Origin of the sequence: Streptomyces humi, assembly GCF_001005085.2 — a bacterium.
Classification (GTDB): Bacteria; Actinomycetota; Actinomycetes; order Streptomycetales; family Streptomycetaceae; genus Streptomyces; species Streptomyces humi.
Window position 1 is genome coordinate 80,273 of the sequence record NZ_LBMU02000101.1, and the last position, 13,844, is coordinate 94,116.

A 13,844-nucleotide genomic window follows, 5' to 3' on the forward strand; every position below is an offset into this window, starting at 1 on the left:
AGAGACCATGGACGAGAGGACACCGACGTCACCGGCGACACCCGGCGACGCGGTGCCCGCCGCGGGGGAGCGGGCCGGGGAAGCGGCACCGGCCGAGCGGGCCGGGGAAGCGGCACCGGCCGCACCGGGCACCGCGGACGCCCTCGGGCGCGCCCGACCGGCGCCGGCCCCGGGCGACGGCGTCCAGGAACTCTTCGGAACCGGGGAACGGCAGCGTGCTGACCGGAGCCGGCGCACCCTCGTCGCGGGCGCGCTGGTGCTCGCGGTGGCCTCCGGCACGGCCGGCGGGCTGATCGGGGCCTACCTGGAGCGCACCGGCGGCGTGGAGACCGTGGAGCTGCCCCGGCCCGGCCCGCCGCCGCACGGCAGGCCGCCGGGCAGCGTCGCCGGGATCGCCGCGCGGGCGCTGCCCAGCGTGGTCACCCTCCAGGCCACCGGCACCGACCGGCGGACCACCGGCACCGGGTTCGTCCTCGACACCCGCGGACACATACTCACCGCCGACCACGTCGTGGCCCCCGCCGTCGCCGCGGGCGGCCGGCTGTCCGTGACGTTCAGCGACGGGGCCGCCGCCCGCGCCACCGTCGTCGGCCGGGACACCGGCTACGACCTCGCGGTCGTCCAGGTACACGGCGTCCGCGGCCTGACCCCGCTGCCGCTCGGCAACTCCGACACGGTCCGCGTCGGCGACCCGGTCGTCGCCATCGGCGCCCCCTTCGACCGGCCCGGCACGGTCACCGCCGGGGTCATCAGCGCCAGGGAACGGCCCATCGCCTCGGGCGGCGAGGACGGCGCGAGTGCCGACGGCACCGACGTGTCGTACGTCGACGCGCTCCAGACCGACGCGCCGGTCAACCCGGGCGACTCCGGCGGCCCGCTGCTCGACGCGCACGCCCGCGCCGTCGGGGTCAACTCCGCGATCCTGTCCGCCGACGGCGGGGACGGCGTGGACGGCGTGGACGGCGGACCGGGCGACGGGCACCCCGGTCCGACGGGGCTCGGGTTCGCCATCCCGATCAACCAGGCCGAACGCGTCGCCGCCGAACTCGTCGCCACCGGTCGCGCCACCCACCCGGTCATCGGGATCACCCTCGACATGGACTACCCGGGCGACGGCGCCCGGATCGACGCCGAGGCCGCCGACGGCGGACCCGCCGTCGCCGAGGGCGGCCCCGGCGCGCGGGCGGGCCTGCGGCCCGGCGACGTCGTCACCGGGGTCGACGGACGCCCCGTGCACTCCGGTGCGGAACTGATCGTCCGCACCCGTGCCCACCGGCCGGGGGACCGGCTGAGCCTCACCGTCGAACGCGCCGGCACCGCGAAGCGGCTCACGCTCGTCCTGGGTTCCACCGACGGGACTTCCGACAGGAACTGACAGAAACCTCACAGGCAGGACCGCGCCCGTGCCCCGACTAGGCAAACAACCCGGAAAACCGGTCGTACACGCGGAGCCGGACACCTCGGGACGGTACCGGTCGGACAGGTACGGCGGGTACCGTGGACCCGGCCCGGACCACGGAACACCCGCAACAGCGACCGGAGGGCCGAGGACCGAGGACATCGCAAGGAGCTTCAGGTGTTCAATGACATAGGACCACTCGAGCTGGTGACGATCATTGTGCTCGCCGTGCTCGTCTTCGGTCCGGACAAGCTCCCGAAAGTCATCCAGGACGTCATGCGGACCATCCGCAAGATCCGGGAGTTCTCGGAGAGCGCCAAGGAAGACATCCGGCAGGAACTCGGCCCGGAGTTCAAGGACTTCGAACTCGAGGACCTCAACCCGAAGACCTTCATCCGCAAGCACCTGGACAACGACGAGCTGGGGCTGAAGGAGATCCGCAACGGCTTCGACCTGAAGAAGGAGATGGCCGAGGTCACCGACGCGGTGCACAGCCGCGAGGCCGACTCGGCCGGTTCCTCCTCGGGCAGCGGTTCCGCGGGCGGCCGGATCGACATGACGAAGAAGCCGGAGGACCCCGGCAAGGACGACCGTCCGCCGTTCGACGCGGACGCCACCTGAGCAGCACCGGACCCCGGGACACGAGCGGCGTACGTGACGCGTTTCATACCGCGCACGCGCCGCTCGAGGCCTGATCGAGCCGCCCGCGCGACCCACCCGCCGGGCGGTTTCGCTGCTGGTCCCAGCGGTGTCGATATGCTGCCGAGTTGTTGTGCGGACCGGACGAGTGCGCCCGAAGGGGGGCGGGCCGCCCCGGACCGACGAGAGCTAGGAGGCGTCCCAGATGGAGACGACAAGTCGGGTGGACGGACAGGCACCGGCCACGGAGGGCGGACAGCAGTTCCTCTCCGCCCGCCGTACGGTCGACGGCTACCTTGAGGCGCCCTTCCCCTGGTACGGCCTCGACGAGGCGTTCACGGGGCCGCGCTGGCTGATGCAGGTGGGTGCGGCCGCCGACGGCGCGGTGGAGCACGGGTCGATCGGGCACGGGGACGAGCCGTCGGTGCGCAACGAGCACCTGGCCGCGTCCGTCGGTGAGCCGCGCGAGAAGTTCGCGGTCGTGGTGACCGTCGCGGCCAGCCCGTCCCGGCGCAGCGCCGACGGAACGGGCCTGCTGGAGGCCACGTCCGTGTCGTCGGCCGCATGGCTGGCGGGGGTCGGGCTGCTGTCCTTCACCTGGCCGGGGCAGATGGACCACAGCCTGCGGGACGACTGGCTGGACCAGCAGACCGAGACGGCGTGGGAGCTGGCCGACGAACTGAGCGGCCCGGAGTGGTCGACGCTCTCGCTGCCGGTGGACGGGGTGGCCACCCCGTTCCACTACCGGGAGTCGGAGTTCGGCTGGGTCCTCGCCGGGTCGACCTCCGAGGGCGTGCACCTGGGGGCGTACGGGCGCGGCATGAGCGCGTACGGCCTCGGCTTCGCGATGATCAAGGACATCACGACGTACGCCTGAGGCCACCGGTCACCGCCCCGCGCTCCGAGGAGGTGGGGCGGCTGCGGAGTCCGCTTCCGCGGTCCCTCAGGGGATCGTGATGAACCCCTTCAGGATCGCCACCACCGCCACGAGCTGGGCGAGGAGATAGGCGACCGTTCCGGACATGCCGCGCAGCCGGTGGATCGAGACCAGGAGAGCGAAGCGGCTCGGCCAGTACTGCCGTTCCTCCTTCAGTGTCCAGGTGTCCATCCAGAGGCCGGTGAGCGTGAGGATGAACAGCATGACCAGGGAGTACAGGAGCAGCATGGCGGGGTTCGAGTCGACGAACCTGGTGAAGAGAGCGGCCAGCGCGGCCGGCATGACGTAGGCGAAGGTGAGGCTCCACGCCCGGACGGTGCTGTGGCGGCCCGGCAGCAGACGCCAGAGAGCACCGAGGACGAATCCGGCGCCGGCCCACGCCGTCTGAAAGGTGATGAGCCCGGCGACGAGGTTCGGAACCGCGGTGGGCTCGAAGGGGAGTTGCTGCCCGTTGTACCGGTCGTGCGACTCGACGTAGATCAGGATGAAACTCGCCGGAATCCCGAAGCAGAACGCCAGGCGAGCGCCCTGTCGCGCATTGTGCCACCAGTGGGTCTCCGGCCCCCAGGCCAGAGCGACGTCCAGGATGGAAATCGAGCACGGCGGACTCTTCTTGAGGCACCTCTCGACCAGCCAGCGGCGCAGCCCGCGAAGCTGCTCCTCCAGTTCCTCGTACGTCACGCCGCCGGCGCGCCCCTGATCCGCCAGTTTCAGCTGATGGTTGAGATTGCGGTACTGGTGGACCTTCTCCATCAGTTCGCCCCGGTTGTTGGCTCCTGGTCTGTGCATGTGAAAGAGGTATCCCGTCCTGCTCAGCACCGACCAGCGTCGCCCCGCGGCGAGGACCGCGAAGAGCGAGAGGATGTTCAGTACGAACCAGATGCCGTACTGCGCGTTGTTGCTGGCGAATTTGGCCCCCCGCATGCCCACGGTCAGGGAGAACAGGGCGGCGAGCAGCAGGAGGTCGGGCTTGTCGGGTCCGAAGGGGATGTAGTCCATCTCGCTGCTCACTCGGGCCCGTTGAGCGGTGAAGTGGAGTTTCAGCAGGGCGAGGAGTGCGATGCCGGCCAGGAACCAGCTGTAGGCGAAGATCCAGGTGAGTTCCGTGGACGAGAAGTTCGCCAGGTTCTTCCCGACGTAGTTCCCACGCGCTGCGGGGCTGTTCCCGTCGATGAGCCAGGTCGCGCGTTTCCATTGATTGCCGGTGGCCCAGAGGAGACTCCAGAGGAGACCCCCGGCGATCAGCGCGAGCAGGGCTGCGACGGCCGTGACGCAGAGCACCGGCCGTTCGTCCCACCTGCGGGACCAGGCGGCGGGGACCAGTCCGCCTTCGCGGGCGAAGCGCCAGGCCCAGGCGGACACGGCGGCCAGCCACAGCCACACCGTCGCCAGGCCCGCGAGGACGTACCCGGCCGTGCCCAGGGCGTCCGGCGCCTCCGGTTTCGGGAAGACCAGGTGTGCGGGCAGGTCGAAGAGTCCGTGGTCGAGGATCACCAGGATGCCCGCCGCCGCCACGACCGTGGCGAACCCGATGACGGTGTACGCCTGGCGGCGCCGCCGGCCCGCGGAGTCGTCGGGCTCCTGGGTTCTCGGGGTCGCGGGGCGGTGCCAGGGGCGGGCGACGAGGATCAGGGTCAGGCCGACAGCGATGCAGACGAGCATCTGGGGCCCCGGGTTGTCGGGCTCCGGGCTGTGGAGGAACAGCAGCAGCGTCAGGGCGACCGCGACGCTGAGCAGCGCCCATTGCAGAACCGGTTGTGCGAGGCCCTGCTCTCCTCCGAACATGCCGATCCGACGGACGGGCCCGGGTGTCGCGACGGAGGGGGACCCGTACGGACGCCGGGCGCGCCGGGCGGCCAGGGCCAGCACCCCGGAGGCGAACACCCACCAGGTGGCGATGCCTGCCGGTTTCCAGATCGACTGGTCCCACATGAGGGGGAAGGACCGATGCCAGGGCAGATCCACTTCGATGCATTTCCCGGGACAGATACCTCCGGGTGTCTTCGTGGTCCACGTCACCGTGGTCCTGTCGACGAACGATGTCTGGCCGTAGTGTTCGAAGTCGAGGTCACCCAACTCGGCCTCGACGCTCCATCGGGAGTTCCGCAGTGTCGTCGGCCGGAGGTAGACCTCCCATTTCGTGCCGTTGTTCCGAGGTCTCTTGATCTCCCAGGGGCCGAGCCGGTAATCCTGATGGGCCCTGATCCAGGTGATGGACCTGTAAAACACCTGCACCCTGTCGCCGTTCGAGGTGGCGACAGGATCGCTGGGCCGCCATTCGGTCTTGCGCAGTTCGTTGTCCGGCCCGCGCAGCAGGCAGTGCATTGCTTTCCGGTAGCCGGCGGAATTTTCGCTGAAAGTCAGCTGGTTCGCCATGCTCCATTCCCGAACGGGAACCTCGACCGTCATGTCGGAGGACACTTCGACGAAATTTCTGCCGTGCTGACGGAAACGGATCGTGGCGTCCACCGTGCCATGGAGCTGCTTCTCCTGGCAGTCCTCGTGCATTATCTGGTGCGCCTCCGCGGAGCCGCACCCCCACCACACGACGGTCAGGACCAGCAGCGACAGCAGTCGCCACCATCGGACACTCCTCATCGCACAGCCACCTCCGGCGGAGGAATTTAGTGACGGTGTCCGGGGTGACCTGCACGGACACGCAGACGAAGAGCCGCGCCCACTCCTTCGCCCCAGTCTGCGGAATTGAAGGAAAGCAGCCAGGAGCTGATAATGGAATCCGATGACCGTCAAGTGGTTGACGGAGGAATTATGACGGACATAAACGTTTCCGCGGCGGGATCGTCACTTCCGCACTTCGAAGAAGCCGAACCACTGGGGCCGGAGGACGCGGAGTTCGTCCGTGATCTGGCGGCGGTGCTGGCCAGACACGGCAACCTGAACCGATTCGGCCTCTGCCTGCTGCACGATCATTTTCCGGTCGCAGCGGACGAGGTGCTGGTGGAGACGAACGACTCCGCGGCCCGCACGCTGCACGCGCACGTGGAGAAGGCGGACGGCACCCGGCACATCAAGGCCACGCAGTGGCGCTTCCTGCCGCACGCCCTGGAGGGTCGGGGCGGCGAGTCCGGAGAAGGCTCCTACCAGGTGCTCATGCTGTGCCTCACGCAGGACCTGTGCCCGGGGAGCGGCCGGCGGCCGGAGGGGCCGCCGCGCCCATGACGGCCCGGCGCCCCCGCGTCGTACCGGCGGCTAGAACTTGTTGCGGGGCGTGATCCCCAGGGACATGCCCGAGAGGCCGCGCTGGCGGCCGCCCAGCTTGCCCGCGATGCCGCGCAGGGCCGCGCCCGCCGGGGAGTCGGGGTCGGTCAGGACGACCGGCTTGCCCTCGTCACCGCCCTCGCGGAGGCGGAGGTCGATCGGGATGCTGCCGAGCACCGGGACCGTGGCGCCCGTCGTGCGGGTGAGGCCGTCGGCGACCAACTGGCCGCCGCCCGTGCCGAAGACGTCGACCATCTCGCCGCAGTGCGGGCAGGGCAGGCCCGACATGTTCTCGACCACGCCGACGATCTTCTGGTGGGTCTGGACCGCGATGGAGCCGGCGCGCTCGGCGACCTCGGCCGCCGCCTGCTGAGGCGTCGTCACGACCAGGATCTCGGCGTTCGGGACCAGCTGGGCCACCGAGATGGCGATGTCACCGGTGCCGGGCGGGAGGTCCAGGAGGAGGACGTCGAGGTCGCCCCAGTAGACGTCCGCGAGGAACTGCTGGAGGGCGCGGTGCAGCATCGGGCCGCGCCAGACCACCGGGGCGTTGCCCGGGGTGAACATGCCGATGGAGATGACCTTCACGCCGTTCGCCGACGGCGGCATGATCATGTTCTCGACCTGGGTGGGACTCCCGTCCGCGCCGAGCATCCGCGGCACGGAGTGGCCGTAGATGTCGGCGTCGACGACACCCACCTTGAGACCGTCGGCGGCCATCGCGGCGGCCAGGTTCACCGTCACCGACGACTTGCCGACGCCGCCCTTGCCGGACGCGACCGCGTAGACCCGGGTGAGGCTGCCGGGCTTGGCGAACGGGACCTCGCGCTCGGTCTGCCCGCCGCGCAGGGCCGACGCCAGCTCCTTGCGCTGCTCGTCGCTCATCACGTCCAGCGTGACGTCGACACCGGTGACCCCCTCGACCCGGGAGACCGCCTCGGTGACGCGCTGGGTGATCGTGTCCCGCATGGGGCAGCCGGAGACCGTCAGGTACACGGTGACCGCGACCGCGCCGTTCTCCCCGATCTCCACCGATTTGACCATCCCCAGTTCGGTGATGGGTCGGTTGATCTCCGGGTCGTTCACCGTCGCCAGTGCCTCGCGCACCGCGTCTTCGCTAGCCATACAGACGATGGTACGGCGCGGCACGGGGCCGCTATAACGCCCCTCAACGGTCGTCTACGTCACGCCCCGCCGACCGTTCTGCCGGGAATACCACCTGTCCGTGCCTGCGCTCGTCCATCTCCTTCAGCAGGTCCTGGAGCTCCGAGCGGATCCAGTCCCGGGTCGCCACCTCGCCGAGCCCCATCCGCAGCGCGGCGATCTCCCGGGTCAGGTACTCGGTGTCCGCGATGGACCGCTCGTTCTGCTTGCGGTCCTGTTCGAGGTTGACCCGGTCCCGGTCGTCCTGCCTGTTCTGCGCGAGCAGGATCAGCGGGGCCGCGTAGGAGGCCTGCAAGGACAGGGCCAGGGTCAGGAAGATGAACGGGTACTCGTCGAAGCGGAGCCGGCCGGGCGCGGCGATGTTCCACAGCACCCAGAGGATGATCACGACCGTCATCCAGACGATGAACCGCCCGGTCCCCAGGAAGCGCGCGATGCGCTCCGACAGCCGTCCGAAGGCCTCCGGGTCCCACTCAGGCAGCAGCCGGCGCCGCGGCGGACGCGGCTGGTCGAGCCGGGGCCCGCGGGTGCGGGTGGTGGCGGTCGCGCCGGCCGGGGTCCGCTCGCGGCCGTTCTCACGCTCGGGCGCCACGGTCCCCCGCCCCCTTCCGTGCCTCGGTCCGCAGGGGCTCCTCCTCCTCGTCCAGGTGGAACTCGGTCTCCCGCCAGTCCTCCGGCAGCATGTGGTCCAGTACGTCGTCCACGGTGACCGCGCCCAGCAGCGACCCCGTCTCGTCCACCACGGGCGCCGCGACCATGTCGTAGGTGGCGAAGAACCCGGCGATGACCGGGAGCGTGGCCTCCGGGGCGAGCGGTTGCAGGTCGTCGTCGACGACGAGCGAGCTGACCAGGGTGTACGGGGGGTCCCGCAGCAGCCGCTGGAAGTGCACGGTGCCCAGGTACTTGCCGGTCGGGGTCTCGTCGGGCGGGCGGCACACGTAGACCTGGGCGGCGAGGGCCGGCGAGAGGTCGGGGTTGCGGACCCGGGCGAGGGCGTCGGCGACGGTGGCGTCCGGCCGCAGCACGATCGGCTCGGTGGTCATCAGACCGCCCGCGGTGTGCTCCTCGTACGACATCAGCCGCCGCATCTCGGCCGCGTCGGCCGGCTGCATCAGGCTCAGCAGCCGCTCCTTGTCCTGTTCGGGGAGTTCGGCGAGCAGGTCGGCCGCGTCGTCCGGGTCCATGGCCTCCAGGACGTCCGCCGCCCGTTCCTCCTTCAGCTTGCCGAGGATCTCGATCTGGTCGTCCTCGGGGAGCTCTTCGAGCACGTCGGCGAGGCGGTCGTCGTCGAGGGCGGCGGCCACCTCGGCGCGTCGCTTGGCGGACAGGTGGTGCAGCACGTTGGCCAGGTCGGCGGGGCGCAACTGCTCGAAGGTGGCGAGCAGACTCTCGGCGCCCTGTCCGTGCTCCTCCAGGGAGAAGCCGCTGACCTGCGACCACTCGACGGTGATCGACTCACCCCGGGACCGGCGGAAGGCGCTCCTGCGGCCCTTGCGGACGAAGACCCGGTCGGCCTCCCACTCCCGGCGGGCCGGCCGCTGCTGCACGCCCAGGTCCAGGACGGTGACCTCCTCGCCGGTCTCCACCAGCCGGACACGCCGGTCGAGGAGTTCACCGAAGACCAGGCGTTCGGTGGGACGCTGCTCGAAGCGGCGCACGTTGAGCACACCGGTGGTGATGACCTGACCGGACTCGACGCTGGTCACCCGGGTCATGGGCAGGAAGATGCGGCGCCGGGTGGACAGTTCGACGACCAGGCCGAGCAGTCGCGGGGGCTTGCGGCCGACGCGCAGCATGACGACCAGGTCCCTGACACGTCCCACCTGGTCGCCGTTGGGATCGAAGACGGCGACGCCGGCGAGGTGCGAGACGAAGATCCGGGGAGCGCCGGCTGCCATGGGTTCGCTTCCTTTGCCTGCCGCGTTGCCGATGGATGGGTTTCCTGCCCTTTGTGCCCGCTCGGTGGGCTTCAGGCTAGCCCGTACCGATCGGATACGCCCTGGTGGGCGGTCCGGACGGACTGGCTCCGCCGGGTGGGTGAGGCACCGGTACGCTGCGGTACGCCGTGCCGGACCCCTCAGAAAGGTGGCCCCGTCCGTGACCGCGATCGCTCCGGGCCGTACTCGCCGCGCCGCGCTGCTGACCGCGCTCTGCGCACTGGCCGTCCTGACGGGGTGCAGCGAGGATCCGGACTCGGGGACGAACGGGGTCGGCAAGCTGTCGGCGGGCGTGATCCAGTCGAAGACCAGGGCGGCGGCGGCTTCGGTGGCGACGGTACGGATGGCGGGGACCGTGGTCACGAGCGGCCGCACGTACGAACTGGACATGCGTCTGAACGAGGACGGCGGGACCGGTTCCGTCACGTCGAAGGGGACGACGTTCCAGCTGCTGCGGGTGGACGACACGCTGTACCTACAGGCCGACGCGGGGTTCTGGAACCACGCCGACGGCAGTGACACGGCCGCCGCGTCCAAGCTCGACGGCAAGTACGTGAAGGTGCCTCGGACGGACCCCGCGTACAAGAAGTTCAGCGGTTTCACGGACAAGGACCTCCTCCTCTCGGGCCTGCTGACCCTGCACGGTTCTCTCACGACCGACGGGCACCACGAGCAGTCGGGTACCCGCACCATCCGCATCACCGGCGACAAGGGCTCCGGCGGCACGCTCGACGTCTCCCTGGAGGGCAAGCCGTACCCCCTCCGCCTGCAACGCGGCGGCGGCGCGGGCACCCTGACCTTCTCCGACTGGGGTGAGGACTTCAGCGTCGCCGAACCGGAGAAGGGCGAGACGGTGGACTACGGGAAGCAGCTGCCCACCTCCTAGGGGGCCCGTCAGGGGCCCCACGTCACAGGGTGGTGGGCCGCGTTCCCGTCCCCGAAGCCGCTACCGGGACTTCCGGCGTCTCGACAGCAGGCGGGGCAGGCCGGCCGGGACCGGGCGGCGGGTGGTGGCGGGGGACGGCACCGGCGCTTCGGCCAGGTTCCCCTCCGGGACCGGCAGCACCGCTCCCGCCGGGGTCAGCCGCAGCACCCGGGACTCGGCCGCCCAGCGGTCCGTCATGGCCTCGCCGTCGGGGGCGTTGAGGCGTTTGCCCTTGAGTTCGGCCACCGCCCCGTCCCACGCGGGGGAGCGGGCCGGCAGTTCCGCCACCGTCGCCGTCCAGGTGACCAGCCGGCCGCCCTTGTCCTTGCTGCGGACGGTGACCTCCGCCGACCCGCCGTCGGCCAGCCCGGACAGCGGCTGCTCGGCGCCGTCGCCGACCAGGAACACACCCCCGTCGGCCCACACGTGCCACAGCGCACGCGCGGCCGGCGCCCCGGCGGCCCGGACCCAGACGAGGCCGGACTTCTTGGTGGCCTCCTCGACGAGGGCCTGGTCGAGCAGCTCGCTTGTCATGGCGCTCACCCTAACCGGGCCGCTCACAGCCAGCCGTTGCGCTTCAGCGTCCGGTGGATGCCCAGGCAGATGCAGACCGTGATGCCCATGATGACCGGGTAGCCGTACTTCCAGTGCAGCTCCGGCATGTACTTGAAGTTCATGCCGTACACCCCGCACACCATCGTGGGTACGGCGATGATCGCGGCCCATGCCGTGATCTTCCGCATGTCCTCGTTCTGCGCCACGGACGCCTGCGCGAGGTTGGCCTGGAGGATGGAGTTGAGGAGTTCGTCGAAGCCGACGACCTGCTCCTGGACGCGGGCGAGGTGGTCGGCCACGTCCCGGAAGTACTTCTGGATGTCCGGGTCGACCAGCCGCATGGGGCGTTCGCTCAGCAGCTGCATCGGGCGCAGCAGCGGCGACACCGCCCGCTTGAACTCCAGCACCTCACGCTTGAGTTGGTAGATCCGTGCCGAGTCGACACCCCGGGAGACCCCGCCCTTGCGGCCCGGCGTGAAGACCTCGGTCTCCACCTCGTCGATGTCGTCCTGGACGGCGTCGGCGACCGCGACATAGCCGTCCACGACGTGGTCGGCGATGGCGTGCAGCACGGCCGAGGGGCCCTTGGCGAGCAGTTCGGGGTCGTCCTGGAGCCGGTGCCGCAGCGCCCGCAGCGAGCCCTGGCCGCCGTGCCGGACGGTGATGAAGAAGTCCCGGCCGGTGAAGCACATGACCTCGCCGGTCTCCACGACCTCGCTGTTGGCGGTGAGCTGGTCGTGCTCGACGTAGTGGATGGTCTTGAAGACCGTGAAGAGGGAGTCGTCGTAACGCTCCAGCTTGGGGCGCTGGTGGGCCTGGACCGCGTCCTCCACGGCCAGCGGGTGCAGCCCGAACTCGCTCGCGATACCGGCGAATTCGGCCTCCGTCGGCTCGTGCAGGCCGATCCACACGAACCCGCCGTCCCGGCGCACCAGCCGCATCGCCTCGTGCGGGGTCAGCGGCGTCGCCGTCGCCACACGGGCGCCGTCCCGGTACACCGCGCAGTCGACGACGGCCGACGGCGTACCGGGGTCGCGGGTGGTGTCGTACGCGCCGCTGTCCGGCCGCAGGCTCTTGCGCAGCGAGGGACGGGACGGGCGGACCACGGCGCGCAGGTCGCGGATCATCGACATGGGCAGGCTCCTTCGCGACAGGCAGCGGAAGATCGCCGAGGAACGGGTGGAACTACCCGGAATGAGGACGTCCTGACTGCGGATGTTTGGCGCGTCCACAAAGCGGGGAGCACCGCACCGTTGCGGTGGCGACTTCGCTACTGATTCGGATCGGACGATCAGATCCCGACAGATCCGGATGGGATCGGTCAGCGGGATCGGGCAAGCGAGACGAAGTGCTCTTCCGAACGACGACGCGCACCAAGAGGCGGTAGCCAGCCAGAGAAGAATTCAGCGGCAGGAAGAGCGAGTGGTACTGCACGGGTGACTTCGATCCATGACAGCCCCACCTCCTCCAGCCGGTCCCTCGTAAGGGAGTCCTGTCGGCGTCGGGGTCTGACCGCGACGCTCAGCGTGCTGCCCCGAACCACCGCGGCCAGACTAGCAGCAGCGCTTGGTGTCAAGGCGCCGCTTTGCCCGGAGCTGACGAGTTCTATGCTCACGACATGGTTGATGTTCTTCCTCTGGTCGAGGCCCGGTTGACCACCGCGCTGGGCGAACCGGACGCGCGCGCGGCGGTCACCTTCCTCGGTACGGACCGCATCGAGGTGCTCCGTTTCCACGAGGACCTCCAGGGCGAGGACGTCGTCCGCTACGCCACGCTCGGCATGTCCGCCCACCCCATGACCGACCCCACGGCGATGGTCGCGGACCCCGTCAGGGGACCCCGCGCCGAACTGGTGCTGTCGGTCCGGGCCGGCCTCGCCGAGACCGACAAGGTGCTCCGCGCGCTCGCCGTCCTCGCCGCGTCCCCGCAGGTCGAGGGGTTGGTCGTGGCCCCCGGGGCGTCCCTCGACGTCGGTGACCCGCTGTGGCCCGGCGCCCCCTTCACGTCGGTCCTGGTCGGCGAGCCGGGCGGCCTCGTCGAGGATCTGGAGCTGGACGACCCGCTCGACCCCGTACGGTTCCTGCCGCTGCTGCCCATGACGCCGAACGAGGCCGCCTGGAAGCGGGTGCACGGCGCCCAGCCCCTCCAGGAGCGCTGGCTCGCGAACGGGACGGACCTCCGGGACCCCGCCCGGAACTCCGTCCGCCTGGACTGACCCCCCCCGGACGGTGGCGAGGGTGAGCAAGCTCACCAAGCGCCGTCCGGAAGCGGGCAGTTGGCAAAGACCGTGCCGCTGTCCCGCCGCTGTCCCGCCGACGTCCCGGCGGGGCCGCGTGCGCCGGTCGGGTGATCGTCCTTGACGTGGGGGATTCCGGGTAGGACCGTGGGGCCCTATGAGGGGCGAACCCAGTTGCCCGAAGTGTGGTGGCCGGGTCAGGGCTCCCGGACTCTTCGCCGACACCTGGCAGTGCGACGTGCACGGGACCGTGCACCCGGTCCAGCCCGTGATCCCGCCCAGCGTCGAGGCCCTGGGTGTGGTGGTGCACCGCACCCAGGTACCGGTGTGGATGCCCTGGCCGTTGCCGGTCGGCTGGCTGTTCACGGGTGTGGCGTGCGCCGGTGACGACCGCAGCGGCGGCCGCGCGACCGCCGTCGCCTGCTCCGGACCGGCACCGCTCGGCGGGATAGGGGAGATGATCCTGGTCGCCGAGGAGCTGGGAGTCGGCCTCGGCGCGCGGTACGCGGGCATCGACGCCCCGGACCCGGGCCCTTACATGAACGTGGAGAAGCCGCCGCAGGCCAAGGTGCTGGCGGCCGGCCGGCCGACGCCGTTGTGGCACGTCTCCGGGGCGCCGGACGACCGCGCCGTCTTCGCCGGCGAGGCCCGGGGCCTGTGGCTGTGGGCGGTGGTCTGGCCGGAGCAGACCGGGCTGCTGATGTACGACGAGCTCGTGCTCACGGATCTGCGGGACGCGGGGGCCGAGGTGGACCTGGTGCCCTGCGGGGCGCTGTCGCCGCGCCTGCTGGAGCCGTGACGCCGACGAGGGCCGAGGGGAGCCGGCCGGGGTC

General features: G+C 70.7%; 13 protein-coding genes. 7 read left to right on the top strand and 6 right to left on the bottom strand.

Annotated features, from left to right (window positions below; all coding sequences use genetic code 11):
• Positions 1-7 precede the first annotated feature (7 nt).
• From AAW13_RS38745 to AAW13_RS38755, 3 genes are all read left to right on the top strand, one after another.
• Positions 8-1,375: a trypsin-like peptidase domain-containing protein gene (locus AAW13_RS38745; RefSeq protein ID WP_063777072.1), complete on the top strand. Its 1,368-nt coding sequence runs from the start codon at positions 8-10 to the stop codon at positions 1,373-1,375.
• Between the two features lie 201 nt (positions 1,376-1,576).
• Positions 1,577-2,020, top strand: a complete 444-nt coding sequence (locus AAW13_RS38750; protein ID WP_046730510.1) for a sec-independent translocase — start codon at positions 1,577-1,579, stop codon at positions 2,018-2,020.
• A gap of 223 nt (positions 2,021-2,243) precedes the next feature.
• The gene (locus AAW13_RS38755; RefSeq protein WP_046730509.1) at positions 2,244-2,915 is read left to right on the top strand and encodes a hypothetical protein; all 672 of its coding nucleotides are present in this window, start codon (positions 2,244-2,246) and stop codon (positions 2,913-2,915) included.
• A 66-nt stretch (positions 2,916-2,981) separates the two neighbouring features.
• Here AAW13_RS38755 and AAW13_RS38760 read toward each other — a convergent pair whose 3' ends face one another.
• Positions 2,982-5,573 carry a DUF6185 family protein gene (locus AAW13_RS38760; RefSeq protein WP_046730508.1) on the bottom strand — a complete coding sequence of 864 codons (2,592 nt, stop codon included), beginning with the start codon at positions 5,571-5,573 and terminating at the stop codon, positions 2,982-2,984.
• Positions 5,574-5,678: 105 nt separating this feature from the next.
• Here AAW13_RS38760 and AAW13_RS38765 point away from each other — a divergent pair, with 105 nt between their 5' ends.
• A complete protein-coding gene (locus AAW13_RS38765) occupies positions 5,679-6,155 on the top strand; it encodes a hypothetical protein (RefSeq protein WP_240528861.1) in 477 nt (158 codons plus the stop codon).
• A 30-nt stretch (positions 6,156-6,185) separates the two neighbouring features.
• On the opposite strand, the gene AAW13_RS38770 is transcribed toward AAW13_RS38765, so the two are convergent.
• Genes AAW13_RS38770 through AAW13_RS38780 form a run of 3 tightly spaced genes read right to left on the bottom strand, consistent with a single transcriptional unit; the run spans position 6,186 to position 9,256 of the window.
• The gene (locus AAW13_RS38770; RefSeq protein WP_046730533.1) at positions 6,186-7,319 is read right to left on the bottom strand and encodes an Mrp/NBP35 family ATP-binding protein; all 1,134 of its coding nucleotides are present in this window, start codon (positions 7,317-7,319) and stop codon (positions 6,186-6,188) included.
• Positions 7,320-7,362: 43 nt separating this feature from the next.
• Positions 7,363-7,950, bottom strand: coding sequence for a DUF1003 domain-containing protein (locus tag AAW13_RS38775; protein WP_046730506.1), 588 nt, complete (start codon positions 7,948-7,950; stop codon positions 7,363-7,365).
• Entirely contained in the window at positions 7,934-9,256 is a 1,323-nt protein-coding gene (locus AAW13_RS38780; protein WP_046730505.1) for a magnesium transporter MgtE N-terminal domain-containing protein, read from the bottom strand. The genes AAW13_RS38775 and AAW13_RS38780 overlap by 17 nt, the downstream gene beginning before the upstream one ends.
• Before the next feature lie 199 nt (positions 9,257-9,455).
• Here AAW13_RS38780 and AAW13_RS38785 point away from each other — a divergent pair, with 199 nt between their 5' ends.
• Positions 9,456-10,181, top strand: coding sequence for a hypothetical protein (locus tag AAW13_RS38785; protein ID WP_046730504.1), 726 nt, complete (start codon positions 9,456-9,458; stop codon positions 10,179-10,181).
• A gap of 60 nt (positions 10,182-10,241) precedes the next feature.
• On the opposite strand, the gene AAW13_RS38790 is transcribed toward AAW13_RS38785, so the two are convergent.
• Positions 10,242-10,754, bottom strand: coding sequence for a hypothetical protein (locus AAW13_RS38790; RefSeq protein ID WP_046730503.1), 513 nt, complete (start codon positions 10,752-10,754; stop codon positions 10,242-10,244).
• Positions 10,755-10,777: 23 nt separating this feature from the next.
• Positions 10,778-11,908, bottom strand: a complete 1,131-nt coding sequence (locus tag AAW13_RS38795) for a magnesium and cobalt transport protein CorA (RefSeq protein ID WP_046730502.1) — start codon at positions 11,906-11,908, stop codon at positions 10,778-10,780.
• A gap of 485 nt (positions 11,909-12,393) precedes the next feature.
• Between AAW13_RS38795 and AAW13_RS38800 the strand changes: the two genes are divergently transcribed.
• Together AAW13_RS38800 and AAW13_RS38805 are read left to right on the top strand one after the other, a co-directional pair.
• Positions 12,394-12,990, top strand: a complete 597-nt coding sequence (locus AAW13_RS38800; RefSeq protein ID WP_046730501.1) for a suppressor of fused domain protein — start codon at positions 12,394-12,396, stop codon at positions 12,988-12,990.
• Between the two features lie 178 nt (positions 12,991-13,168).
• Complete coding sequence (locus AAW13_RS38805; protein ID WP_046730500.1) at positions 13,169-13,810, top strand: DUF6758 family protein; 642 nt, start codon at positions 13,169-13,171, stop codon at positions 13,808-13,810.
• The last annotated feature ends 34 nt before the right edge of the window (positions 13,811-13,844 follow it).

What these genes read in the sequence shown, in the direction of transcription:
- AAW13_RS38790 (WP_046730503.1), bottom strand. Translation starts at nt 10,754, where the DNA reads ATGACAAGCGAGCTGCTCGACCAGGCCCTCGTCGAGGAGGCCACCAAG.
- AAW13_RS38770 (WP_046730533.1), bottom strand. Translation starts at nt 7,319, where the DNA reads ATGGCTAGCGAAGACGCGGTGCGCGAGGCACTGGCGACGGTGAACGAC.
- AAW13_RS38800 (WP_046730501.1), top strand. Translation starts at nt 12,394, where the DNA reads ATGGTTGATGTTCTTCCTCTGGTCGAGGCCCGGTTGACCACCGCGCTG.
- AAW13_RS38745 (WP_063777072.1), top strand. Translation starts at nt 8, where the DNA reads ATGGACGAGAGGACACCGACGTCACCGGCGACACCCGGCGACGCGGTG.
- AAW13_RS38760 (WP_046730508.1), bottom strand. Translation starts at nt 5,573, where the DNA reads ATGAGGAGTGTCCGATGGTGGCGACTGCTGTCGCTGCTGGTCCTGACC.
- AAW13_RS38795 (WP_046730502.1), bottom strand. Translation starts at nt 11,908, where the DNA reads ATGTCGATGATCCGCGACCTGCGCGCCGTGGTCCGCCCGTCCCGTCCC.
- AAW13_RS38780 (WP_046730505.1), bottom strand. Translation starts at nt 9,256, where the DNA reads ATGGCAGCCGGCGCTCCCCGGATCTTCGTCTCGCACCTCGCCGGCGTC.
- AAW13_RS38805 (WP_046730500.1), top strand. Translation starts at nt 13,169, where the DNA reads ATGAGGGGCGAACCCAGTTGCCCGAAGTGTGGTGGCCGGGTCAGGGCT.
- AAW13_RS38755 (WP_046730509.1), top strand. Translation starts at nt 2,244, where the DNA reads ATGGAGACGACAAGTCGGGTGGACGGACAGGCACCGGCCACGGAGGGC.